At 67.2% G+C, this 23,137-nt stretch carries 17 protein-coding genes and 1 pseudogene; 3 read left to right on the top strand and 15 right to left on the bottom strand.

The window, feature by feature from the left end:
- Nucleotides 1–39 precede the first annotated feature (39 nt).
- Entirely contained in the window at nt 40–1,017 is a 978-nt protein-coding gene (locus QFZ83_RS12380; RefSeq protein ID WP_307506679.1) for a helix-turn-helix domain-containing protein, read from the bottom strand.
- A gap of 248 nt (nt 1,018–1,265) precedes the next feature.
- Here QFZ83_RS12380 and QFZ83_RS12385 point away from each other — a divergent pair, with 248 nt between their 5' ends.
- The gene (locus QFZ83_RS12385; RefSeq protein WP_307506681.1) at nt 1,266–1,976 is read left to right on the top strand and encodes an autoinducer binding domain-containing protein; all 711 of its coding nucleotides are present in this window, start codon (nt 1,266–1,268) and stop codon (nt 1,974–1,976) included.
- 43 nt (nt 1,977–2,019) lie between these two features.
- Here QFZ83_RS12385 and QFZ83_RS12390 read toward each other — a convergent pair whose 3' ends face one another.
- From QFZ83_RS12390 to pabB, 3 genes are all read right to left on the bottom strand, one after another.
- Nucleotides 2,020–2,616 (bottom strand): acyl-homoserine-lactone synthase, encoded by a 597-nt coding sequence (locus QFZ83_RS12390; protein WP_307506683.1) that lies wholly within the window; start codon nt 2,614–2,616, stop codon nt 2,020–2,022.
- A gap of 147 nt (nt 2,617–2,763) precedes the next feature.
- Complete coding sequence (locus QFZ83_RS12395; protein WP_307506685.1) at nt 2,764–3,627, bottom strand: DMT family transporter; 864 nt, start codon at nt 3,625–3,627, stop codon at nt 2,764–2,766.
- Nucleotides 3,620–5,812: an aminodeoxychorismate synthase component I gene (gene pabB / locus QFZ83_RS12400; protein ID WP_307506687.1), complete on the bottom strand. Its 2,193-nt coding sequence runs from the start codon at nt 5,810–5,812 to the stop codon at nt 3,620–3,622. The genes QFZ83_RS12395 and pabB overlap by 8 nt, the downstream gene beginning before the upstream one ends.
- A 589-nt stretch (nt 5,813–6,401) precedes the next feature.
- Here pabB and QFZ83_RS12405 point away from each other — a divergent pair.
- On the top strand, nt 6,402–6,659 hold the full coding sequence (locus tag QFZ83_RS12405) for an AlpA family transcriptional regulator (protein WP_307506689.1): 258 nt from the start codon (nt 6,402–6,404) through the stop codon (nt 6,657–6,659).
- Between the two features lie 193 nt (nt 6,660–6,852).
- Here the strand turns inward: QFZ83_RS12405 and QFZ83_RS12410 are convergent, their stop codons facing one another.
- From QFZ83_RS12410 to QFZ83_RS12460, 11 genes are all read right to left on the bottom strand, one after another.
- The gene (locus QFZ83_RS12410; protein WP_307506690.1) at nt 6,853–8,217 is read right to left on the bottom strand and encodes a DUF5666 domain-containing protein; all 1,365 of its coding nucleotides are present in this window, start codon (nt 8,215–8,217) and stop codon (nt 6,853–6,855) included.
- The gene (locus QFZ83_RS12415; protein ID WP_307506692.1) at nt 8,214–9,047 is read right to left on the bottom strand and encodes a DUF6502 family protein; all 834 of its coding nucleotides are present in this window, start codon (nt 9,045–9,047) and stop codon (nt 8,214–8,216) included. The genes QFZ83_RS12410 and QFZ83_RS12415 overlap by 4 nt, the downstream gene beginning before the upstream one ends.
- Nucleotides 9,048–9,173: 126 nt before the next feature.
- Nucleotides 9,174–9,707 carry a GspH/FimT family pseudopilin gene (locus QFZ83_RS12420; protein WP_307506694.1) on the bottom strand — a complete coding sequence of 178 codons (534 nt, stop codon included), beginning with the start codon at nt 9,705–9,707 and terminating at the stop codon, nt 9,174–9,176.
- Nucleotides 9,708–9,714: 7 nt separating this feature from the next.
- Nucleotides 9,715–12,792: a pilus assembly protein gene (locus tag QFZ83_RS12425; protein WP_307506697.1), complete on the bottom strand. Its 3,078-nt coding sequence runs from the start codon at nt 12,790–12,792 to the stop codon at nt 9,715–9,717.
- A 47-nt stretch (nt 12,793–12,839) separates the two neighbouring features.
- Entirely contained in the window at nt 12,840–13,397 is a 558-nt protein-coding gene (locus tag QFZ83_RS12430; RefSeq protein WP_307506699.1) for a PilX N-terminal domain-containing pilus assembly protein, read from the bottom strand.
- Nucleotides 13,394–14,533 carry a PilW family protein gene (locus QFZ83_RS12435; RefSeq protein WP_307506701.1) on the bottom strand — a complete coding sequence of 380 codons (1,140 nt, stop codon included), beginning with the start codon at nt 14,531–14,533 and terminating at the stop codon, nt 13,394–13,396. The genes QFZ83_RS12430 and QFZ83_RS12435 overlap by 4 nt, the downstream gene beginning before the upstream one ends.
- Nucleotides 14,530–15,087 (bottom strand): pilus assembly protein, encoded by a 558-nt coding sequence (locus tag QFZ83_RS12440; RefSeq protein WP_307506703.1) that lies wholly within the window; start codon nt 15,085–15,087, stop codon nt 14,530–14,532. The genes QFZ83_RS12435 and QFZ83_RS12440 overlap by 4 nt, the downstream gene beginning before the upstream one ends.
- A gap of 8 nt (nt 15,088–15,095) precedes the next feature.
- Nucleotides 15,096–15,500 carry a type IV pilin protein gene (locus QFZ83_RS12445; RefSeq protein WP_307506705.1) on the bottom strand — a complete coding sequence of 135 codons (405 nt, stop codon included), beginning with the start codon at nt 15,498–15,500 and terminating at the stop codon, nt 15,096–15,098.
- A 525-nt stretch (nt 15,501–16,025) separates the two neighbouring features.
- Nucleotides 16,026–19,427 carry an efflux transporter outer membrane subunit gene (locus QFZ83_RS12450; protein WP_307506707.1) on the bottom strand — a complete coding sequence of 1,134 codons (3,402 nt, stop codon included), beginning with the start codon at nt 19,425–19,427 and terminating at the stop codon, nt 16,026–16,028.
- Nucleotides 19,415–20,743, bottom strand: coding sequence for a hypothetical protein (locus QFZ83_RS12455; protein WP_307506709.1), 1,329 nt, complete (start codon nt 20,741–20,743; stop codon nt 19,415–19,417). Before QFZ83_RS12455 ends, QFZ83_RS12450 begins: the two co-directional genes overlap by 13 nt.
- A 33-nt stretch (nt 20,744–20,776) precedes the next feature.
- Complete coding sequence (locus tag QFZ83_RS12460; RefSeq protein ID WP_307506711.1) at nt 20,777–21,964, bottom strand: HlyD family secretion protein; 1,188 nt, start codon at nt 21,962–21,964, stop codon at nt 20,777–20,779.
- An 875-nt stretch (nt 21,965–22,839) separates the two neighbouring features.
- On the opposite strand from QFZ83_RS12460, the pseudogene QFZ83_RS12465 reads away from it, so the two are divergent.
- A pseudogene (locus QFZ83_RS12465) lies at nt 22,840–23,130 on the top strand (LysR substrate-binding domain-containing protein); the annotation flags it as partial.
- Nucleotides 23,131–23,137: the final 7 nt, after the last annotated feature.

The following is a 23,137-nucleotide window of genomic DNA, read 5'->3' on the forward strand; positions in this document are numbered from 1 at the left end:
ACGGGCAGTCGCTGTGGCGCGTGTGAGACCTCCTCACTGCTATGCCGCGCCTGCACTTTTCATGGTGGCGTGGCGCCGCCGGTACTCGCGCGGCGTCATCTGCAGGTCGCGAACGAAGGCTCGGCGCATCACCTCCTGGGACCCGTAGCCGCACTGCCCAGCGATGGTCTTGAGGGGAAGTGGGCTCGTCTCGAGCAGACGGCAGGCGGCATCGAGGCGGATCTGCTGTAGGCCCCGTCCGGGCGAGAGCCCCGTCGCGCGTTCGTAGAAGCGTGCGAAGGAACGCGTGGACATGTGGACCTTCTGCGCCAACCGGGCGACGCTGAGGTTCTCCTGCAGATGCGCCCCGATCCACAGATGCAGCGTGCCGATCCGCGCGTCGCTCGCGGGCGGCTCGATCGGCACCCGGCGACGGCGTGGCATGCCGCAGCGACGGCCGCGTGGCACGGCAAAGCGCGCGGCGAGCATGTCCGCAAACGCGGCACCTCGGTCCTGCGCGATCCACGACAACGCCAGGCCTTCCGCCTGGTCCGGTTCGATGACCTGCCAGTCATGCGCTCTGGTGCAGGCTGCGTGGTCTGGGCGCGGCCCGATTCGCAGTGCCGGCGCCGCCGCACGGTCTTGCCGCCGCACGGCGTGGACGTCCGGCGCACGCGGCAGCAAAGATCGGGCGCCCATGACGGCGCAGCGGCATAGCTGCCTCCGGTTGCGGGAGAGCCATTCGCGCAGGCGCCGCACGCCTACCGGCCCCGCCGAGCCCGGATCGGGCTCGCCACTGATGAAGAGCGTGCTCGCCCGACCGACGAGCCGATGCGGCAATGCACGTGTCGAGAGTGCCACGCCACTTGAACTCAGGGCGTGACCGCCCGTTGCCGAGGCCAATCGGACGTCGTAGCCGCCGAGCTTGCCGCGCGTCCTGCGCAAGGCAGCGTTGGCAGCCTTGAAGACCGCGAGCATGCGGATGATGTCGAGAAGAAGGAATCCGGGAAGCAGCAGGAACCAGACCTTGTGCATCATGAGTAGCCACCGTAGCGAGGATCAATCCCGAATCTCACGACGCTACGCCGCACTGCGCCAGTGCGCGAAGCGGAGCTCGCGAGATTGGCAGAAATGGTGGTGAATTTTGCCTCCGGGCTGGGCGGGGCGCTTCTAGACTGTCGCACCCTTGCCTCCATCACATGCTGAGTGGCCGCCGGGTGCAAGCAGCAGGCCGGCCGACTTGCTCGCGAAAAGGCGGGGGTGCCGACGACGCAGGAAGCGCACCTATGAACGATTGGACCCAGGATGTTCTCGGTCGGTTGAACCAGGCAAGCGAGCCGTCGGAGGTGCTCGCGCAGATCAGCGTGGCAACCAGGCACCTCGGCTTCGAGCACTGCGCCTACGGGCTGCGCACGCTCGTGCCCTTCACCCGACAGAAGACCTCGATGTTCAGCACCTACGACGAGCGGTGGAACCGCCGTTACATCGACGCCGGATACCTCCAGGTCGATCCCACGGTCGCTCACGGCGTGCACAGCGGCACGCCCGTGGTCTGGAACAACGAAGTCTTCCGGAACGCCCCGCAGATGTGGGACGAAGCGCGCTCGTTCGGCCTGCGCGTTGGCTGGGCGCAATCGGTCTTTGAGCCCGACGCGCGGGTCGGCATGCTGACGCTTGCGAGGTCGAGCGAACCGCTGACAGCCGCAGAGATGCTCGCCAAGGACCTCTTGCTGCAGTGGCTGGTCCATACCGCCCACCGCGCGTTCTGCCGCCTCCTGGGCGGCAGCCCGCTCGAGGGGATCGAGCCGCTGAGCGGACGCCAGGTCGAGGTGCTGCGCTGGACGGGCGATGGCAAGACGAGCGACGCGATCGCTTCGATCCTCTGCATCTCGAAACCCACGGTCGAATTTCATTTGCAGAACGCCATGGCCAGATTGGGCGCGCCCACCAAGAGCGCGGCTGCGGCGGTCGCTTCACGGCTCGGGCTCCTGAACTGAGTGGAGGGCCGCAAGGGGGCGCGCCAGCCCGGATGCGGAGTGCTCAACCGACTGCGTCGGCGTGTCGGTCGCGGCGCGGACACCAGCTCGTGTCCACATCGATGAAGCAGGCAAAGAGATGCTGGCCCTCGATCAGCACCGGCGGCGCTGCGCGGCGCACGGACAGGCCGGTGCGACGCAGGATGCGCTCGATGCCCAGTGGGGAGGCGCTGATGAGTCGTCGTCCACCCTGCTTGGCCACGGTCCGCATCGCGACGCTCAGCATGTCCAGCGAGAGCGACCAGCCATGTGGACTCCCGCCCGCTCCGAACCGCATCCAATCGGCAGCGGCGAATCGCGACAGTTCCCAGACGTCGGGCGAGCAGGGCGCGGGCGTGTCGCCGAGCAGTTGAGGAAAGACACTGGCGAGCAGATAGGGCCGGTGCGTGGGCAAGAGGCGGCTCGTGCCCACGATCTCGCCGTCCGGATTGCGCGCGATCAGGTAGATCGTGTCCTTCCGGTCGAATTCGTCCAGTTCCAGCCGGCCGCGCGTAGCGAGCTTCCAGCCCAGCTTTTCGACGAAAACCTCGTGCCGGTAGCGCGCCATGTCGAACAGCACGTCTGCCGTGAAAGAGTCGATCGTTCCCGCAATGATCTCCATGAGGTCACCTCGTTGAATGAGGCCCGCATTACAGCGTGATGACAGACGCGGGGACACTGTCAGAGTTGATAGGGCGGCGAACGCCGCGACGAGCGCACCATCAACCGCCAGCGGCACGGTGGCACGGGGACAGTTCGGACTTTTTATCTACGGGCGACGCGCTGTCCAAACGGTGAAGGCGCCGGCCGCGACGATCAGCACCACGCCGATGGCGGCCTGGGGACGGGGCATGTCGCCCCAGATCGCGTATCCCAGCAGCAGAGCCCAGACGATCAGGCTGTAGCGAAAAGGTGTGACGACCGAGAGATCCACGCCGCGGCAGGCGACGATGAGCGCGTAGTTGCCCAGCGCCGCGCAACCTGCAGCCGCCGCGAGCATGCCGAGCTCGTATCGCGTGAGTGCCGTCCAGCGTTCCGCGAGGCCCATCAGCAGGCCCGCTAGGCACACCGCGAGCGTGGTCGCGACCGCAATGGTCGACGAAGGGATCGTGGGGGGTATGCGCCGCGTCACCAGATCGCGCGCTGCCAACGAGACCGCGCACAAGAGCGCACAGGCAAGACCGGCCGCGGGGACATCCGGCCGCGCGGCTGGCTGGATGACCAGCAGCACGCCACCAAATCCCGCGGCTGCAGCCAACAGACGCCCACCGCGCCAGGGCTCCCACCGCAGCGCCATCGCGGTGGCGGCGATCATCAGTGGCGCGGTCATCATGAGCGTGCTGACCGTGGCAAGCGGCGCCAGGGACAAGGCGACCACGGAGGCCAGAGCGGTTGTGACCTCGAGGCCGCAGCGCACCCCCACGAGCGGGCGCAGTGCAGTTTGCCAGCCAGCTCTCGACCCGCGGGCGAGGGCCAGGACGAAGACGGTGGCGAATGCGCCGCGCACGGCAAGAACCTGCCCGGGCGGCAGGCTTTGCGCGACCAGCTTCACGAAGACATCGTTGAGGACGTAACAGCCCATGGCCACCAACATGAGCAGGATCCCGCGGCGGTTGGCCTGTGCGCTAGCCATGAGAGGCCGGAGGCGGCGTCGAGGGGGGCTGCGCAGCCGCGGGGGCGGGCGCCTGTGCTGCGCCGATCGGGGGGAGGGTATCGCCTGCGCCGCTTGCATCCGGCGCGGTTCCCGGCCGCCGACCGAGCGGCGCACCGCAGCGCCTGAGGACGTCCCACAGCGCCTGTGCCTTCAGAACGATCTCGTCGACTTCCGCATCGGGATCGGACATCGCGACGATGGCGCCACCGGCACCAATGGAGATTCGTCCGTTGGCCGACACCAGCGTGCGAATCACGATGTTCAGCTGGGCCGCGCCGTTGAGCGACAGATAGCCGATGCTGCCCGAGTAGATGCCGCGGGCAGCATCTTCGAGTTCGTCCAGGATCTTCATCGTGCGCACCTTGGGCGCACCGGTCATGGAGCCGCCGGGGAACGCGGCGCGCACACAGTCGACCGTTCCGAGGTCGGCACGCAACCGGCCGCGGATGGTGCTGACCAACTGGTGCACGGTGGCATAGGTCTCGACTGCGAACAAGCTCGGCACGTGAACGCTGTCGACTTCGCAGACACGGTTGAGATCGTTGCGCAGCAGGTCGACGATCATCAGGTTCTCCGCGCGGGTCTTCTCGTCGGCGACCATGGCGTCCGCGATCGCCTCGTCCTCGGCCGGCGTCGCGCCGCGCGCCGCGGTCCCCTTGATGGGCTTCGATTCCACCTCTCGGTCGCCGGAGATGCGCAGGAAGAGCTCGGGTGAGGCGCACAGCACGGCATAGCCGCCGATGCGCAGGTAGGCCGCATAAGGTGCCGGGTTGTGCCGGCGCAGAACCCGATAGATTTCCAGCGGGTGGATACGTCCTTCGCCGACGAGCTGGTTCGTGAGGCAGACCTCGTACGTCTCGCCCTGCAGGATCTCGTGCTGGCAGCGCAGGATGAGATCCCGGTAGGTCGCCAGGTCCACCCGCCAGGCCAATGAACGCAGTTCCCGCGCCGCATCGGCGCCGTCCTCCGGCGCCGCCACCTGTGGGGCTTCAAGCCGCTCGCGCATGGCCTGCATCCAGCGGCGGTTTTCGTTGCATGGTGCGTCCTCATCGAGGCAGACGATCCATGCCTGCTGCTCGAGATGGTCGAAGGCAAGAAAGCGGTCGGCGAGGATCCACATCGCGTCCGGGGTGTCCGCGTCGTGGGCGCGTGCACCGTCGAGCTCGCGCTTGAGTTCGTAGCCGAAGTAGCCCACGAAGCCGCAGGCGAAATCGAAGGGGAGTTTCGGACCCGCTGGCGACTGGCCCGGGAGGTGGTCGCGCAGATAGTCGAAGATGCTTTCGTCGCGCACCTGAACGACGTCGCCGCGGCGCACCATCAGTTCGCGCGGCGCGGTGCGGTAGTTCAGTACCTGGGTGCGCGGACCGCTCGCATCGCCCATGAAGGAGAAGCGCGCTCGCCCGGCCTCGGCGAGGCTGCTGTCCAGCCAGAAAGCGCAATCGCTGTGCGCGAAGGTGCTCATGAAGACGGCCTCGGCGTCCGCCGTGGTGTCGATGCACTCCGCGTGCAGCGACAAGGCCTGCGGACCATCAAGGTGCAGTGCGGGTCCGAAGCGATCCCGTGCCTCGCGTCGCGGCGCCTGCGCGAGCCATTCCAGCGTCAAGTCCCTGAAGTTGCGCAGCAGCCGCGCGCCGAATTCGGTGCAGATCGACTCCGGATGGAACTGCACCCCCCACCAGGGCAGCGAGACATGGCGCAATCCCATCAATGTGCCGTCGGACGTCCAGGCGAGTGGCTCAAGGGAGGAGGGCAGCTGCGTAACCGCGAGGGAGTGGTAGCGCACCGCCTCGAAGCGGTCTGGAATGCCGGCGAAGAGATCGCGCTGCGCGTGCGACACACGATCGAGACGCCCATGCATCGGTCGCACCGCCAAGTCGACGCGGGCGCCGCAGTGATGGGCGATGGCTTGGTGGCCGAGGCAGACACCGAGCACGGGTTTGCGGGAATGCTGCAGCGCGTCGGCCGAGATGCCGAGATCAGTGCGTCGCTGCGGACGCCCGGGCCCCGGCGAAATTACGATGTTGTCGAAGTGCATGCGCTCGACTTCGTCCCAGTGCATCTCGTTGTTTCGCAGCACGATCGGTGGTTCACCGTTGCAGGCCGCCAGGTACTGGTAGAGGTTGTAGGTGAACGAGTCGTAGTTGTCGATCAGCAGCGTGCGCATGGAATGCTCCTTGGCGGTAGGCAGGGCTGTGCATCGTTGAAGATCCGAACCGGCGCCGCAACTGCGCAATGTGCTAGTTGCTCGGCATGGGGTGGGTTGCCGCAGGAGGCTACAGGTGCCTGGTAGATCAGGGTCACCCATCCTCTGCCCTGAACCTCGATCACGGTGCGCAGGAACGTCGCCCACGCGGTCTCGCTGTATGTAGAGGGGAGCAGAGACGGTCCTTCGATGCCCGCTTAGGACGCACAGTCAACGCTGGGTCACTGGCCGGCACAGGCCTGATGTAGCGCTGAGGCGCTTTTGGAACTGAGACGCCCGCGCGCCATCGAGCCATCTGGCAGTCTTCAGAGGCCTCTCAAAAGTCACAGTTGCCCAAGGTGGCACCTCGTCGCACGCTAGAAGCACATCCATGCGGAAGACGATTTTGAAAAGAGGCTGCCGCTGGGTTGGATAGCGATTTTCGATCCCTGCGCAGTGCGCTTTCACTCTGGCGGGGGCACTGGTTCTGCTTCCATTCGGCGCTTCAAGCGAGGCACTTCATCTCAAACAATGCTCGGCTTGAAAGCACGGCAACCATGAAGGATCTGTCATGCAACCCGAACACCATGTCAACCCTCGCGAACTCGGTCTACAGTCTGTCGGCGCTCCTGCGTTTTTCCGCATGGCTGACGTGATTCGCATCACTGCATTGAGTCGTGCCACCGTGTATCGAAGAATTGCCGAAGGCAAGTTCCCGCCACCTGTACATCTGGGAGTGCGCGCCTGTCGGTGGCCGCGCGCCGCGCTTCAGCGGTGGATTGAGGATCCGGAGAGATATTCGAACCCACCCGAATCGCCGATGGCTTGAGCCGGGCGCGTGCGCCGATACCGTCGGTCCAATAAGTGGTCCGCGACGTTGACGCGAAGCGCCTCGTCTAGGACAGCCGGAGATGTGCAGGGCTTTGTTGCTCTGGGTGAACGGCGAACGTCCTGCTCGAGACAAACAAGAACGATGCCCAAGGCGCGTATGGAAAAGGGGCGGCGCGGGACGCCCCTCCGCCTCAGGGATTGAACGTCACTTTCTGAGCGATCAGGACGCCGTCGACGACGCGGTCTCCCACGATCGTCACGCGCTGGCCGTCGCCCAGGTTTGCGACCGTGCCGTTCTCGAAGACCGAGCTCGGTCCGCTGGCGTTCACCGGCTGGCCGCGCACCCGGAAGTCGGCAGGGGAATGGTAGGTGCCGATCGCGCCGATCAGCGTGAAAGACGCCGGACCGCCCGTCCCCGGGACATTGCGGATGCGCAGCTTCTTGGCGACCAGCACGCCACCGGACATGAAGCCGTCGACCTCCACCTTCACGCCGTTGCCGAGGGTGGTGACGGGGCCGCCGTTGATCAGCGAATTGGTGGCATCCACAGGCGTGCCCAGTACGTCAAAGGCGCCGCGCGAGGAGAAATCGGTGATGACGCCCGCCACCTGCACCGCGGTGCCCTCGCTCAGCGGGATGGCGTACCAGCCCTCGACCTTGGCGGCCCCGAACACCCCGGCCACCGGCGCGGCGTTGCCGCGAGCCCGGACGATGACGCCGTTGGCTAGCGCCGATGGGTCGATGCCCGCGAGGCTGGCGGCACCGTAGTTCACCGTCAACTGGCCCAGGTTGAAGGTCTTGCGTGCCGCATCCAGGTTCTGCACGGAGCCCGTGACCAACGGGTCGGTCAGCGTGGGCGAGATCTGCACCCGGGTCGCGCGCAGGGTGCCGGGCGCGCCGGGCAGGCCCCACACCTGGACCAGGCTGCCGTCGACCACGCTCGCCAGCCCGCTCGCATCGGCCCAGACCGTGGCCGCGTCGATGCTGACGCTGATTCCCATCACGGCGAAGCTGCCCCCGGCGACGTCGATGCTCGAGACGGCGCCCCGCAGTTCGGCCGCGGAAACGACCTGGGCCGCGATGCCGCTGGTGAAGTCCGGATCGACCTTGCCGGCCACCCGGGCGGTCATGCCGATCTGCAGTTCGGGGGCGTCTTCCACTGTGATGGCGGCGGTGTCGGTGTTGTAGCGAAGCCCGTTCAGGATGATGCTGCCCAGGCCGTCCGCCGTGCCGACGCCGGCAGCGGCCGCGGTCGCGCCGGTTCCGCCCGAACCGACGCCAGAGCCGTCGGTGTTGCCATTGCTGGCGGTGTCCCCGGAGCCTCCGCCGGCGTCTCCGGCGCCGCCGCTGCCGGCCGTACCGGTATCGCCACCAGTGCCTGTGCCTGTGCCTGCGCTGGCATCGCCCGCGCCGCTGCCAGCGGCTCCGGCGCCGATGCCGGCCCCCGCGACCGAACCGCCGCCGCCTCCACCGCCTCCGCAGGACAGCAGCAGGGCCATGAAGCAGGCCGATAGCAAGCCCAGCATGAATCTTCGGGGTGTCGTTGTCGTGTTCATGATTTGTGCTCGCCTTTCGCGGAAACATTCGAGGGCGGTGCGCTCTCGTCTTCGTAGTAGGTATAGATGCCGACCCGGATGCGCCCCTTGGCGCCCGCCGGGGCGTGGTCGACGGCCTGCGTCATTTGCTGCGCGAGCTCGTGGTGCAGTGCCGACCAGCGCTCGCGCACCAAGTTGTGAATCTGTTCGCACTCCTGCAGCGTCAGGCCGCGCGCGTACACCGCGCGCTCCAGCATCCGCGGCTGCTCGCCCAGCGTGTTGGAGACGGCCGCCAGCAGGTGGTCGCGGCCGTTGTCGCCGAGGAAAGCCAGCATCGACTGCAGATCCTGCACCGGCACGAAGCCGTCGGTGATGAGTTCGGCCACGCCGTCGCTCTCGGCCACCATGTTCAGCCGGATCAGCTCGTCCAGGATGGTTCGGTGGTGAACATTGCCGCGGGTGCCCATGCGGGCCACCGCCTCGAACGAAGGTCCCTCCTGACCGGCCGTGACGGGCAGGCGTCGGAACGTCGGGCTTTCGGTGAGCATCTGCAACCACAGCGTGAACGTCTTGGCGGCTGCCGACAGCTCGGTATGGGGCAGCGGATCGACGGTGGCCCGCACCTTGGCCGTCACGGCCTTGCGGTTCAAGCCGGTCGTGATGGACAGCTGGCTCAGGTTGGGACTGGGCACGCCTTGCGTGCGCCAGGAGCGCTGGGCCTCCTCGATCAGCAGGTCGCGCAGCAGCGCCTCCAGGTGGGGATGCTTGACCCCCATCGCGAGGGCGAGCCTGACCACGGGTCGAAGAATGCGAGCGCAGGCGGCAAGGGCCCAGTCCAGCCGGTGTTCCATGAAGCTAGGTGTCTGTTCCTGAAAGCGTGATTCGAAAAGGAGGGAGTGCAATGCCGGCGACGACCGTCAACCTCCCGCGGACCTGAACCGCACTTGAGCGAAAGCAGCAGGGCGACAGTCTGGGGGCTAACTCGCGCAAGCGCCATCGCTCAAGCGCTTGACGGCAGTGCGGCCGGTGGCACTGATGCTAACCAAGCGGGCCTGACTGGCTGTGGGCGAGGCGCGACAGATCGTAATACCGGCCGGGCTGGCGCCCACGCCGGTCGGCTGGAAGACGAGAACACTCGCACCGCCGCCGTCGCGCAGTTGGTAGCCGCCGGCGGCGGCGGGCTGCTGGAGCAGCACCGTGGTGCCGGCCAGGACGATCCAGCCCGTTTCCCATTGCCCCGTGGTGCCGCAGTTCGCGCCGTCTGCCGAGACGCACAGCGTCACCGGCACATTGCGCTTGATGGCTTCGCTGCGCGCGAGCTGGCCGCCCGCAACCAGCGCGGTGGCGTAGGCGTTGAGCCGGCTAGACAGGCGCACGCCATCGAACGAGGGCACCGCGATCGCGATCAGCACCACCAGCACGGTCAGGGTCACCATCAGCTCGACCAGCGTGAAGCCGCCCGGCCCCAGCGCACGGCGGCGCCAGCATGGAGGGACAAGTTTGCGGATCACGGCGGGCCTATTTCTGGATGAACCAGTACACCCGGCCCTTGGGCTGCTTGAACGCCGACTTGGGGGTGGCGCCCTTGGGACTCAGGAAGGAATCGGGATTGGCGCCGATCACCACGTCGCGCATGCTGCCGTCGTCCAGTTGCACGCGGCCCACCACCGGCGATGGGGCCAGACCGCCGCCCACGACGTTCTGGAATCGACCGTTGGTGCCCTGCGGCGCCGCATTGGCGTAGGACACGTTGTAGACGTTCGCCGTACCCAGGTCGGCGCGGCACGACTGCCGCACGTTCGGGTCAGTAGGCGTGTGGGTGTTGAACGTGGTCACGCCGTAGGCCGTCACCGAGGATGTCACCACCTGCTCGCCAGGGGCCAATGCCAGGTACCAGCCCTTCTTGTTGGCGAGTTCGCTCGCCGTCGGCGTGGCCGAGCCGGTGATCGCCGCCAGCGAGGCCTGGCACAGCACCGCCGTGTTGCCGCAGTTCGCCGATTCCGAGGCCAGCCAGGCATCCGAATCCGAGGGCTTGTCGACCAGCATGTAGAAGCGGTTGGCCACGCCGAGCGCCGCGTTGTAGTAGCGCAGCGGCTTCTCCCGGTCGCCCGAGCCCACCAGGACGACGAACACGCCGTTGTCCTCGACCACGTCGGGCCCGAACATGAACTTGCGGTTGGGCGTGCAGGTCGAGACGGTGTCGCAGCCGAGCGACGCGATCTTGGTCATGCTCCAGCTTCCCGGCGCCGCATTGCCGATGGTGATGCGGTACAGGTTGCCGCCCAGGTCCGCTGCATAGGCGAAACGTGCCAGGCCCTGTGCGTCGGCAATCACGGTCACCTCGCCGGACACCGCGCGATCGGTGGTGAAGGTGGTGTTGAGCTGCGCGCCGGTGTCCGCGTTCAGCACATAGATGCGATTGCCCTTGGTGCCGCTGCCGCAGGCCTGCGCGGCCAAGGTGGCATCGACGTCCTCGCACTTGTCGTAGCCGCCGCCGAACATCACGATCGGACTGTTGCCGCCGCCATAGCCGGACGCCTTCACGACCTTTGGTGCCGACCATGTCTGGCCGATGCCCTGCATGCCGCTGTCGCAGCCGGTGTCGTTGTCCTGATTGGGACAGCCCTTGCGCCACTTGAGGCTGGGCGCCGCGGGGTCCGACACGTCGAACGCATAAATCTGCCGTCCGCCGCGGCGCATGCTTGCATAGAGCCAGGCGGTGGTGTTCTGTTTATACGCAGCGACGGCGCCGTCCATGCCGTACGGCTTGGGTGCGGGGCTGCCGGTGGTTGTCAGCAGTCCGGGGAAGTTGATGCGGGTGCTGTTGTCGTACAGGCGCTTCAAGCTGCCGTAGAACTCCGGCGGCACGAAAGACCACAATTCGTCGCCCGCCGCCGCCGAGCCGATGGCTGCGGACCGGTTGCCGTTGATCGCGCGCAGCACGCCGTCGTTGCCGCCGTAGAAAACCACCACCTGCGGCTGCGCGTCGGTGCCGTAGTTGACCGCCACCGGCCGCGAGTGAACGACGTCGCCGTGGACCGAGGCGCGCATTGCGGTGGAAGTGAGCGGATTGCCGCTCGCGTCGACCCGCTCGTCGCCCTTGTCGTCGGCGCCGCGCACCCAGTTGATCAGGTTGGTGCGCTCGGTGGTGCTCTGTACGCCCAGGGCGGCTTGCGTGATGGCGGCGTTGGCATCGGCAAAACTGGTGAGCGCCGTGCAGGCCGCGCTCGTGCACGCCTTTATGTTGCGGCTGGCCACGGCGAGGCGGCGCAGCATGTAGCCTTGCGCACCTTTCTCGACCACGTTGCCGTCGGGGCTGTCGGCGGCTTCCTTGCCCAGGCAGTCGCCCGACGTGCGGAAGCTCCAGTAGGTATCGGTGTCGCTCGGCAACGGGGTCCAGAAGCTGCGCGCGCAAGGCGCCACGAAGCCGGTCTGGTTGTTCACCGCATTCACGCCTGCTGCATCCTGAAGGATGAGCTGGTTGCTTTTGTCCAGGCCGAGCTTGTACTGCTTCAGATTTCCGTTCCAGCGCGGCAATGCATCTTGGTCGGGACGGAACATGCCGACGAACACCTGGTTCAGGTAGGTGCCCTGCGTGTTCACGCTCACCGGCAGGCTCACGGAGGAGAACACGCTGTTGACCGACTGGATCTTGCTGAAGATGTCGTCCAGCGCGCCGCTCAGGGAGGCGCCCAGGTCCGGGTCGGCCGAGATGTCGTAGTACTCGCCGCCGCTTTGCTTGGCCATGCTGTTGAGCAGGGCGGTCCAGCCCGGACCCTGACCGCCGCTCGCCTTGGCCGCCTCGATGGTGTAGAGCTTCACGCCCATGCTGGTCTGCAGGAATCTCGCCCATTCGTCGGCCATGTTGTCCTGCGAACCGCTCGGGTTCAGCACGATCGGCGTGGTGCTGCCGCCCGCGGCGCGCAGGGCGTCGGCGGACGTCTGGCTGTCGTTGCTGTTGTCCTGCGCCGCGCCGTTGCTGATGTAGATGACGAAGGTGCCGACGCAATTTTCGGTGCTCGGCCCGACGTAGGTGGTGCTGTTGATGGCGTTGAGCGCGTTGCGCGGCAATGCATACACGGCCTTCGATGCGGCGGTGCCGTAGACGCTGCCGCTGTAGTCGGCCTTCAGCTTGTTGTTGCCGGCGATCGGGGCTGCGCTGGCCAGGTAGCGGTAGACCTCGGCCATCGTCTTGCCGGCCTTGCCGCCGTTGGACTTGTCGCCGAGCTTGTCCAGGCTCCGGATGAGGGCGCCGTACTTGACCTTGGTGCCGTCGTCCAGCGTGCGCACCGCCGCCCGTACATACCCGCCGTCGGAATTGGAATTGCCGCCGCCGCTCTCGGTGAACATCATCAGCCCGACCTTGAACTTGTTGGCCGGCAGGCTTTCGAAGGCACTGGCGAGCGCGGCGATCTCCGCAGTGAACGGCTGGTTCCAGTTGGCCGTGTTGTCCAGCACGAACAGCACGTTGGGTGCCTGGGTGGCGGCCTGGTTGTAGCCCACGAAGAGGTCGATGTCCTCCGCGAGCGCCGCGCCGGGCGACAGGGCCAGCAAGGCAGCGGCGGCGCACAGCGGCGCGAAGAAATTCTTTGTCATGGTGATCGATCCGTTCGTCGTCCAGTGATTCGAGGGGGGCGTGCCGATCAGGGGCACAGGGCTTCGAACTGCGCCTTGTTCAGCAGCGCGCGCACGCCCTGGCGCACTGCGGTCGCTGCGCCGGTGGTCGCATCGGTCACGGTGGTGCTGATGTCCCACACCGAGTTGTATTGGTCGGGCAGCGTGGAGAGCCCCGAGCCGGTGCTGGAAGCGCCGCCGGTGATGCCGCTCGGGCCGATCACGGTGCCGCCGGCGGTGTCGATGGCCTTGGTGGCGCGCACGCACACCGGCGGCGCGACGACCACCGTGTAGTCGGTGATGCCGTCGTTGTTGATGTCCACCAGGCTCACAGTCTGCTGGGGCGGCGTCGTCGAAGGGCTGCCGTCGGAATTGGGCACCAGCAGGCTGCTGGCCACTTCCTCGATGGCACGGTTGGCCGCGGCCACGGCCTCGTTGCGGGTCTGCAGGTTGCCCACCGATTTCAGGTTGGAACTGCTCACGTTGAACGCCGTCGTGACGGCGAGCGTGATGAGCACCAGCATGATCATTCCAATGATCAGCGCCATGCCCCTTTGCCGGTGTGCCGTTCGCGGGGTGCCGTTCATGGGGTTTCCCTCCGACCGGTCACGTTGGTAAGCCGCACGGTGGTGATGAAGGCATGGCGCTTGTAGTGATCGTTGAACGGGCCCAGCGTGGCCGCGCCCAAGTTGTAGGTGCGCGTGTCGGTGTGGCCCGGCGACACCTCTGGGCTGCGCGCGAGCACGTGGAGCTTCACGGCCACCACGTTGACCAGTTGGTCTGCGCTGCAGGGTGCCGCCGCGCTGCAATGCACGAAGTCGCCATCGGGGCTGCCGTCGCCGCGATTGGCCGGGGTCAGCTTGTTGGCCGGATCGGCCCAGTCGATGGCGGCGGCATAGTTGACGGCCCCGCTGGTCTTGCCGACGGTGTCGAGCCCGAGTTCGACCCTGAATCCCTCCACGCCCTCGATCAGCGGCACGGGCGGCTGCTGCGCCAGCACGCCAGCCGCGAGGTCGAAACGCGAGCGAGCAAGCGTCGGCACGCCGTCGCCGACGGTGTCGGCGTAGTCGCGCACGTAATAGATGTCGGCAATGAGCTTGCGTTTGGGCGACGGCGTCGTGCAGTCCTTGCTCAGCATGTTTCCGAAGCCGGCAGTGGACAGGTCGAACGACGATGACTTCTGCGTGCCGCACAGCGACGACTGGAAATACAGCGCGCCCAGGGTGTCCGCGCCGCAGTTCGGCGCGCCGGGCAGGCAGGTCTCGGCGTGGCGCACCACGAGCACGTCGGTGTTGGCCTTCTTGTTCTTGAGCAGGTCGGCGCAACTGGCGGGCACCGTCTCGTAGCTCTGCACGGGCAGATCGAGGAGCTTGCGCTTGTAGTCGTCGGTCCAGTTGGCCGCCGAATAGGCAAGGCATGGATCGGGCGGTGTGCCGGTGGGTACGTTTTCCGGGACGCCGTTGACCGTGAGGTCGTCGAACTGGGGCATGTAGTTCTCCCAGAAGCCGGCATGCGCGAGTTCGTTCTCCAGCAGGAAGATGCTGAGGCGGCCGCTCTCGACCTGCCGGCTCACGCGCTCCATTTCCCGCTGGGTGTTGTTCACGTTCAGGAACAGCGCGAGCAGTGCGGCCGTCACGATGAGCGTGATGGTGATCGACACCATCAGTTCGATCAGGGTCAGGCCGCGCTGCAAGCTGCGCGGCGAACGGTGCGCGCGCCTCATGACAGGGCCCCGATGCGCACGAGCGTGGTGACCGTCCTTCGGCACAGGTCGTTCACGCAGCGGGTGCCGGCCGTGTCGTACAGGTTCTTGCCGCAGGCCACGCCGTTGGGAGGCGCGCTGATCGGAATCAGCCCCTGCCAGGCGACCGTCACAAGGTATTCGTTGTTGCCCATGTCCTGCACGCAGCCGCGTCCGCCGATCACTGTGCCGAGTTGGCTGCCGCCCGAGGTCTCGGCGGCACCCTTGAGCGCGTTGCACCATTCGGCGGCATCTACTTGCTGGCGCGTTCCGGTGGCCGAGGGACACGCGCCCCCGCTGCCCAGCGCATCCGTGGTGACGTAGCTGGCGGCCACGCGGCGATTGATCGCGATGCGATTGGACATGTCGTTCAACATGATCAGCGCCTGCGACCGCTGGTACGACTCCATCTCCGATGCCTGAAGTCGCGCCTGAAGCCCAACTAGGCCGAAGAGGCCGAACGACACCACGATCAGCGCGACGAGCACTTCCAGCAAGCCCGCGCCGCGCTGCAGACGCCGGCTGCAGGTAGGCATCACGGTGCTCACCATTTGCCCGCCGGCGTCTTCACGCCGTCGCTGTTGAGCGTGAGCGAACCGTCGCTTGCCTGGCCGTCCTGTGGTGTCAATGTCAGCGTGTAGCCCGGAGCGTCGCCGGTGGACAGGGTGATGTCATAGCTGTAGTTGACGCCGACCTCGGAGGGCAGGGCGTAGCCGCTGGCGGTGAGGGCGGTCTTGTCGGCGTATCTGCGGTTCGCCAGCAGGAATTGCTGCTGGCGATTCGCGATATCCATCATCTGCGCCTGCGCTGCAGAACGCTTGGACCGGATGACGTACTGCCGATAGCTGGGAAGCGCAATCGAGGCCAAGATGGCCACGATCGCGACCGTGATCATCAATTCGATCAGCGTGAAGCCGCCGTGAGGGCGCGCGTGCGAAGGCTGTTTCATCACGGGGCGTTACCTAGATGTTTCACATTGTTAAAATGTGAATTTATCACATTAATAACAAAGTTACACAACTTTGTGGCAAGTGCGGATCGCCTGAATCGTCGGCGGACGGAGGGCAGGGCCATAGCCTTCCTAAAGGGAGGGCTTGGTGCTTGCACCCAGCACAGCCCGGCGTCGCGACAACGGACATCTGGTCCTAGCGCCGGTCCCGCCGGTCAGACGTTTCGTTCCTGATGATTCGCGACGATGCGATTGCGAGCGCCGTCGCCTTTGCTGCCGTGATACCGCGGTCCTTCACATGGAACCAGCCGAAACGTGGGGAACGGGTTCAGTGGGGCACGACTTCAGGCGCGAAGGTCGCGCTCGGCGTCCTACAGACGTCAAGGCGACTGCCTGGGTCGAAGGTTGGGGCGTTTGCCCAATTCATGTGCGAGCCCTATCCGAAGGGGTCGCTCGCATTGGGCGGCTGAAACGCCCAGGGTTGCTGCTGCCCGAGGCGCTCGCCATCGCGCGCGGCCCGCGCTTCTACGCGCTGTCCCAGCCCCCTCCCAGTGCCTTGTACAGGTTCACCGTATTCAACGCCGCCTTGAGCTGCAGTTCGATGAGCTGCTGCTGGCCGGTGTAGAGCTCGCGCTGCGCATCCTGGCTCGAGAAATAGTCTTCCATGCCGCTGCGAAAGCGGGTGCGCGAGATGCTTGCCACCTTCTCCAGGACCTGCACGCGTGCCTGTTGCGCCTCCAGTTGCGGCTGCAAGTGGTCGCCGGCGATCAGCGCGTGGGCCACCTCCCGAAAGGCCATCTGCGCCGCGGATTCGTACGAAGCCATCGCGCCCGCCAGCCGCGCTTCGCTGGCGCTGACATTGGCAGAGCGGCGGCCCCAGTCGAAGATCGGCAGCGACACGCCCAGCACGCCGGCCCAGCTGCCGTTGCCACTGTCGAGCAGCGTCGACAGTTCCTTGCTGACGCCACCGGCCAGCGCGGTCAACGAAATGGTCGGCAGCATGGCGGCCTTGGCCGCGCCGACGCCGGAGTTGGCCGCCTCGACGCGCGCGTACGCCGCGCGCAGGTCCGGCCGGCGCTGCAGCAGGCTCGACGGCAACCCGGCCGCGGCCCGTGCCGTGGAGCGCTCCGGCCAGGGGCGCGCGGTGCCCGTCTCGGGCGGCACGGGACGCCCGACCAGCACGTTGAGCCATTCCAGGTCCTGCGCGACACGCATGCGATATTCCTCCTGCCGCACGCGGGCGTTCTGCAGCAGCGATTGGACTCTGTAGACATCGAGCTGTGCGGCGCCGCCGACTGCGCGGGCGCGTCCGATCATGTCGGCGTTGGCGTTCAGCGTGGCCTCGTTGGTCATGGCCAGCGCCAACAAGGCGCGGTCGGCACGCAACGTGAGGTAGGCGTTCGATACCTCGCCCACCAGGTTCATGCGGGCGGCCGCGTAATCCTCGTCGCCGGCAGCGGCGAGCGCGCCGCTTTGCTGCGCCGCGCTTTGCTGCCGGCCGAAGAAATCAAGCTCGTACGACATCACGCCCGCCTGGATGTCGAAGCTGTTGGACACGCGCCCGTCGGACGGCAGATTGCCGACCGGGCTGAGCGAGCCTTGTGGCGTGGTCTGCGCCCGCTGTGCATGCGCCGACAGACCGACCTGCGGGAACAGCGAGGCGCGGCTGCCAGCATAGGTGGCGCGCGCCTCCCGCGCCTTCGCAGCATAGACGCGCAGGTCGCGGTTCTGCGCAAGTGCCGTGGCGATCAGGCCGCGCAGTTCTCCGTCCTGCACGAAGTCGCGCCAATCCGCCGGCTGCGCGCCTTGCGCCGCATTGCCGGCGGGCCATTGCGATGGCACCGGGAGATCCGGCTCCTTGAGCGGCGGGGTGAGATTGCACCCGGTCGTCACCAGCACGACGCATGCAGCCAGCACCGCAAGGAGCAGGCGCAACGAAAGGCGTGCGAAGCCCGCTTCGGGCGCCCGGAACCCTGCGCTTCCAAGCAGGGCCGAAGCCGCCTGCCAGGGCCGGACCTGGACAGCCACATGGCTCGGCGGCACATTGAAGACATGGCGCACGAGGTGTTCGCGCTGCGCCTCGGTGGCGGCAAACCTCAGCTCGGCCCCCGCCTTGCCGCGCGCGACGAGGCGGGCGGGCAGCCAGCCGAGCGGCTCGATGCAGACCTCCAGCGGCTGCCCGACGCGCAGGCGCTTGAGCGGCCCCCGGGGTTCCAGCAAGGCGCCGTCGGCCGCGATGTTGATGAAGCGCGACGCGCCTTCGCCGTCGGCCGTCCGCACGCGGGCCCGCTCGCGCCAGGGAAAGCGCTCCTCCTGTTGCGGCCGCGGCAGGTCGACGCAGGCCATGAGCGCCCCGAGGCACAGCACGAGCGCGATGCCGGTCCACATCAGGTTGAGTTGGTCGCCCGGCGTCAGCGCCGCGCCGCCGAGGACCGCCATCGCGGCAGCACCCTGCAGCGCCACGAACAGCCCACCGAAAACGGCCACCAGCCGCCAGTGCACCACCGTGCGCGAGCGGTCGAGCCCCTTGGCTGTCACCTTGAACGGATGGCCGAACGGCTGCAGCATCGCGCGGACGAGCGTGCCGCTCACGGCCATCGCCGCGACCAGCTGGCTCACCTCGCTGAACACAGGCAGGCAGCGCCGTTGGCTGATCCAATAGCTGTAGGCCCAGAACATCATGAGCGACGGCAGGCCGTAGGCCGCGAAGGCCTGCGGCGTCGCGTGGAAGACCGAGACGTCGGCATACCAGTACAGCGCCGGCGCCAGCAGGATGAGCACCATGAAGGGCTTGCCCAGCCAGTGCAGAAGACCGTGCAGGAAATGCAGCCGCGCCGCCAGGCTGTAGCCCCGGCCGCGCAGGGGGCCGTCAGGCAGCAGCGCGAGCTGCACCGTGCCAAGGCACCAGCGGCTGCGCTGGTTGATGTAGTCGACGATGCTCTCGGCCGACAACCCGTTCGACAGCCGCTCGCCCAGCCAGCGCGTGATGCGGCCCCGCCGCAGCAGCAGGTAGGTGGTGTGGATGTCCTCGCACACGCTGCCGACCGGGAATCCGCACGCGTCGGCGATCGCGTCGCGCCGCACGATGAACGAGGTGCCCACGCAGAAGGCGGAATCCACCGCGTCCTTGGCGGGCTGCAGCACGTCGAAGAACACGCGCTGCTCGTCGACCCAGCTGTCGGTGGCGCGCAGGTTGTGCTGGATGGGGTCGGCGTTGTAATAGAACTGCGGCGTCTGCACCAGCCCCACGCGGGGATCCTCAAAGAGACCGAGCATGCGGTAGACAATCTGGCGCTGCGGTGCGAAATCGGCGTCGAGCACGAGGATGAACGGCGCATCCGTCACGCCTGCGGACAGGCGCAAGCCGTTGTTGAGGTTGCCGGCCTTGGCATGGCTGTTGTCGGGCCGCCGCGCGTAGTGCACGCCGCGGCGCTCGCAGTAGTCGCGCAGCCAGTCGCGCCGCGTATCGTCGAGCACCCAGACATTCAGCCGCGGGTAGTCGATGGCCTGCGCGGCGATGATGGTTTTCTCGAGCACGGCCAGCTCTTCGTTGTAGGTGCAGATGAAGACGTCGACGGCGGGCACATCCTCACCCCGTGCGCGCAGTGCGGCCTCGCCCCGGTCGGCCTGCGCGCTGTTGTCGCGGCGCCGCATGAGCATGTGGATCGACATCAGCGTGTACACGATGGCCATCAACTCGAAGCACAGGAACACCCAGGCGAACAGGGTTTCGAAGCCCAGGTCCGAGGGCGGCATCGTCGCCACGATGCGCCAGACGGCGTAGCGCAGCAGCAGCAGTGCCGTCAGCGCGCCGAACAGCACGCGGTGGGTGATGCGATCCACCCTGGCCCAGGTCATGAGGAGCAAGGCAAGCCCTGCGACCAGTGCGTTGAGCTGGAATTCCGGCGTGGCGATCAGGTTGGACATGATGAAACGGCTCCCGAGGCAATGGTCTTGCCGGTGAAGGGGTTGAAGCCCGCGGCGGCCAGGGCGATCCAGGCGGTCGCGCCCAGGTGCGGCCAGCGGTAGTAGAAGAAATCGGCACTGGTCGAATCCGGGCCGATGGCCAAGCCGGTCGAGATGCGCGCGCTCGGCGTGGCGTAGTACAGGCCGTTGCCGGCGCGTTGCGTTGCGAGCAGTTGCCACAGCGCCTCGGGCGCCGCGCCCTTGCGGGCCATCAGCGTCGCGGCGGCCTGCGCACTGCCTTCGGTCCAGATGCCATCCGGCTCGCGCGAGAAACCGTAGCCCGCGCCAAAGCGGTGGTGCTTTTCCACCCAGTCGAGGCTGCGCACCCAGGCGCACGAGCCCTCTGGCGCCGCGAGCAAGGGCCACAGCTGCGCGTCGAGGCCGGAGCCTTCGGGAGAGACGGTGGCGCCGTCCTCCTTGGTGCCGATGTGGAAGCGCTGCTCCGACGAGTTCCACATGCGGCCCACGAAATCCAGCGCCGTGCGCGCCTGCCTTTGCTCGGCCGCCTCGTGCTGGCCTTCAGCACGCAGGGCCCGTGCGGCCCATGCCGCCGCCATCGCGATGTCCAGGTTGTGCTCGGTCGACTTCCAGGTCTGCGCTCGCTGCGCGTTGTCCCAGCCGTGGCGCCCGCCGTTGTAGCCGTCGGGGACGTTCTTGGCGCGCGTGTTCTGCTCGGCCCAGGCCAGCAGCCGACGCGCGGTCGCCAGGTAGGCGGGCGTCGGCTCGGCGCTGTGCAGGTTCAGCAGCAGCAGCGCGGCCCAGGCCACGTTGCCGGTGGCGCTGCTGACCTGGTACGCATCGGCAATCCACTGCTTGCGCCCCGCGTCCCAGCGGCCGGGCAGGGCGGGCTTTTCTTCTGTGACCGGCCCGGCGCGGTAGGCGTTGCGCACGCGCCCGTCGGACACGTTCTGGTCGTGCGCCACCGCCTGCACGACGGCGTCGCCGATGCGCCGGGCGGAGACACGGTCGCCGCACGCCAGCAGCGCGATGCCGGCCAGCGCGTTGTCGTAGGTGAAGGCGACGCCTGCCAGCGCGGGCTCGAAGGGCGGTTCGCCGGGCGCGTTCGCCGGGCGGTAACTGGTCAGGAAGAGCGGTCCCGACGCCGCGCTTTCCTGGTCGTGCGCAACGGCGCGACGCAGCCCGTCGCAGCTGTCGCGCGCAAGGGCCTGCTGCTGCGCGGCGCCGGGCGAAGGCGCGGCGGCGGCAGCCGCGCCGGCGAGCACCATCGACGCGGCGGCGCGCCGGGCCCATGCGTGGGAAGAAGCTGGAATCGGCATGGGGCGTGCTCAGCTGAGGCGCAACATGCCCATTCAGCCCTTGGCGAGGCTGGCAGACACCACCTTGCCGGGCACGCACAGGGTCTGACGGCTGCCGTCGGCTGACTGCGGCGGCTCGGCCGCCTCGATGCGGGCCACGGCATAGATGGAGCCCTGCTCGGCGTAGGGGAAAGGCACGCTGTAGGTGCTCTGCAGCGCATCGGAGGCCACGGGCAGCAACTGCTCGACGCGCGCCGGCACCGCGGCGTTGTCCGCCACCTTCACATCGAGCACGGAGCCGATGCTCAGGCGTTTGGCCAGCCGCGCGGGAAACACGGCGACGACGCCGATCCGGCTGCAGTCGGTCACGCGCACCAGTGACGCGCCCGCGGTGACGTACGCGCCTTCGGGCGCCAGCACCGTATGCACCATGCCTGGCTGGGTCGCCTTGACGTCGTAGGCGGCCAGCTTGTCGACGCGGCGGCGCTCGTCCGCTTCGAGTTGAGCGATCTGCTTGAGTTGCTCGTAGATCGCCATGCCGTCCTGGCGCGCGCGGTCGGTGCTGTTGCGCAGCGCCTCCCGCCGGCTTGCAAGCGTCTGGAACAGGTTGTTGCCCCCGGTGCCCACGAAGGCGCCTTGCCCCGCGCTCACCACCGTCTGCGCCTGCCCGACGAACGCCTGCTCGGCCACCGCCGCATTGGCGCGCGCGGTGCTCAGCTGAGCTTCGGCGGCGTTCATCACCTGCTCGCTGATGGCACCCTCCTTCAGCAGCGCCTCGTTGGTACGCACCTTGTTCTCCTGCTCAGCGACGACGCTGTGCGCCACCTCGCGCTGGCGCTGAGCGATTTCCCAGGCTTCCCAGCTCTGCGCCAGCGAGGCCTGCCGATGCACCTGCGCCTGCTGGCCCACAGCGCGCATCTCCTGACTGTCGGTCTTGTATTGGTTGCTCAGCTGAGACAGCTGGCTTTGCAAGGCGAGACGCTGCGTCGTGAGCGTGGTGAGAATCTCCTGGCTGACGGTGGGATTGCGCACCGTCGCCACCAGCGTCCCGGCAGCCACCGTGTCGCGCGAGCGCACCGCCATCTGTGTCACGACGCCGCTGATCGGCGACGTGACGAGCCCGACCGGCGCCTGCAGGACGGCACGCGTGGCCTGCGAAGACAGCAGCGGCTTGAGCAGCGTGGCGATCATCAGCCACAGCACGAACGCCAGCAGCACATAGCCCGCCAGTTTTGGAACCAAGGCGCCGCGCTGGCGCGAAAGCCGACCACGCCCGACCCGGGTGGGTGGCCTGGCCTCAGGGACATGAATGACCGCATCCGGTCGGTTCGATTCCAATGGCAGAAGAATGGGTCTGAACACTGGCATGGCCACCTCTTGGGAAGATATCGGCGGCATGCCGATGCAAGGACGGCATGCCTCTCCGGGGATGAAAACAGACCTGACACGCCCCTCCCGAACACTCAATCCGCAGCTTCGACTTCTCGGGTTGCTCATGCTGCAGTGCAATAAAGTTACGCCGAAAACACGGTCCGATCTGCTTCGGCGAGAAACAAGGTGTGAAAACTTCACATTTGATTTGTCCTCATGCACCGGGCGAAGTCCTACATTCGTTTTGATCGGTCCGGGATTGACACAGCGTTGACGTGTCGGCATGGAGGAAATGCTGCGGGGTTGCGTTTGCCTCTGAAGCCCGCAGCCGCACTGGGAGTGCAGGATTCGATGCCGTCCGCTGGCACGGGGCGCCGAATGCGCTGCTTGGGCGCCACCACCTTCAACAGGTCGTAACGATATTGCTGGGAATGCTCACAGCCGCGAAGAAGTGCGCGTGGCGGCCATGCATCGGCGACGCGACCCCTGATAGGTACAGCTACTGTTCGGCATGCACCATCGCAACGGCGATCTCTTGAACCGCGCTCGAAAGCGTCTCAGCTGCCAGCGGGCCGCTGATGCGATCTGCAGTCGAAGCGCGAGCCGAGTAACGTGTGAGGGAAGAGGGCGACAGCGCGAACTATTGACGCAACTCTTCAACGGAAAGGGACGCGTTGGCCGGGCCGGTGAAGATTGCGGCCATCTTGCCAACGGGTACGGCGGCGTTCATCAGACCATTGGGATCCCCGTGGGAGTTCGAACGCGATGGCGAAGCGCTGCGCATCGATGTCACCGGCCAACTGATCGTTCGGATCGGCTCGGCCGCCGATCTCTCGGTCGATGCGGCCATCGCCGGTGCCGGTGTGATCTACCTGTTCGAAGACTGGCTGCGGCCCCATCTCGACAGCGGTGCCCTCGAGCCGATCCTGGAGCCTTGGTGGCCGCGTTTCTCCGGCCCCTTTCTCTACTATCCAGGCCGTCGGCTGCTGCCCGCGCCGTTGAGGGCGTTTGTGGATTTCATACAGCGTGAGGGCTGAGTCGCGG

It is taken from the genome of Variovorax sp. W1I1 (assembly GCF_030815625.1).
In the GTDB taxonomy this organism is placed as follows: domain Bacteria; phylum Pseudomonadota; class Gammaproteobacteria; order Burkholderiales; family Burkholderiaceae_C; genus Variovorax; species Variovorax paradoxus_C.

Coding starts and splice junctions, on each gene's coding strand:
- QFZ83_RS12385 (WP_307506681.1), top strand. CDS start 1,266: ATGAACGATTGGACCCAGGATGTTCTCGGTCGGTTGAACCAGGCAAGC.
- QFZ83_RS12440 (WP_307506703.1), bottom strand. CDS start 15,087: ATGCCTACCTGCAGCCGGCGTCTGCAGCGCGGCGCGGGCTTGCTGGAA.
- QFZ83_RS12450 (WP_307506707.1), bottom strand. CDS start 19,427: ATGTCCAACCTGATCGCCACGCCGGAATTCCAGCTCAACGCACTGGTC.
- pabB (WP_307506687.1), bottom strand. CDS start 5,812: ATGCGCACGCTGCTGATCGACAACTACGACTCGTTCACCTACAACCTC.
- QFZ83_RS12425 (WP_307506697.1), bottom strand. CDS start 12,792: ATGACAAAGAATTTCTTCGCGCCGCTGTGCGCCGCCGCTGCCTTGCTG.
- QFZ83_RS12435 (WP_307506701.1), bottom strand. CDS start 14,533: ATGAGGCGCGCGCACCGTTCGCCGCGCAGCTTGCAGCGCGGCCTGACC.
- QFZ83_RS12380 (WP_307506679.1), bottom strand. CDS start 1,017: ATGATGCACAAGGTCTGGTTCCTGCTGCTTCCCGGATTCCTTCTTCTC.
- QFZ83_RS12390 (WP_307506683.1), bottom strand. CDS start 2,616: ATGGAGATCATTGCGGGAACGATCGACTCTTTCACGGCAGACGTGCTG.
- QFZ83_RS12415 (WP_307506692.1), bottom strand. CDS start 9,047: ATGGAACACCGGCTGGACTGGGCCCTTGCCGCCTGCGCTCGCATTCTT.
- QFZ83_RS12445 (WP_307506705.1), bottom strand. CDS start 15,500: ATGAAACAGCCTTCGCACGCGCGCCCTCACGGCGGCTTCACGCTGATC.
- QFZ83_RS12430 (WP_307506699.1), bottom strand. CDS start 13,397: ATGAACGGCACCCCGCGAACGGCACACCGGCAAAGGGGCATGGCGCTG.
- QFZ83_RS12395 (WP_307506685.1), bottom strand. CDS start 3,627: ATGGCTAGCGCACAGGCCAACCGCCGCGGGATCCTGCTCATGTTGGTG.
- QFZ83_RS12455 (WP_307506709.1), bottom strand. CDS start 20,743: ATGCCGATTCCAGCTTCTTCCCACGCATGGGCCCGGCGCGCCGCCGCG.
- QFZ83_RS12405 (WP_307506689.1), top strand. CDS start 6,402: ATGCAACCCGAACACCATGTCAACCCTCGCGAACTCGGTCTACAGTCT.
- QFZ83_RS12410 (WP_307506690.1), bottom strand. CDS start 8,217: ATGAACACGACAACGACACCCCGAAGATTCATGCTGGGCTTGCTATCG.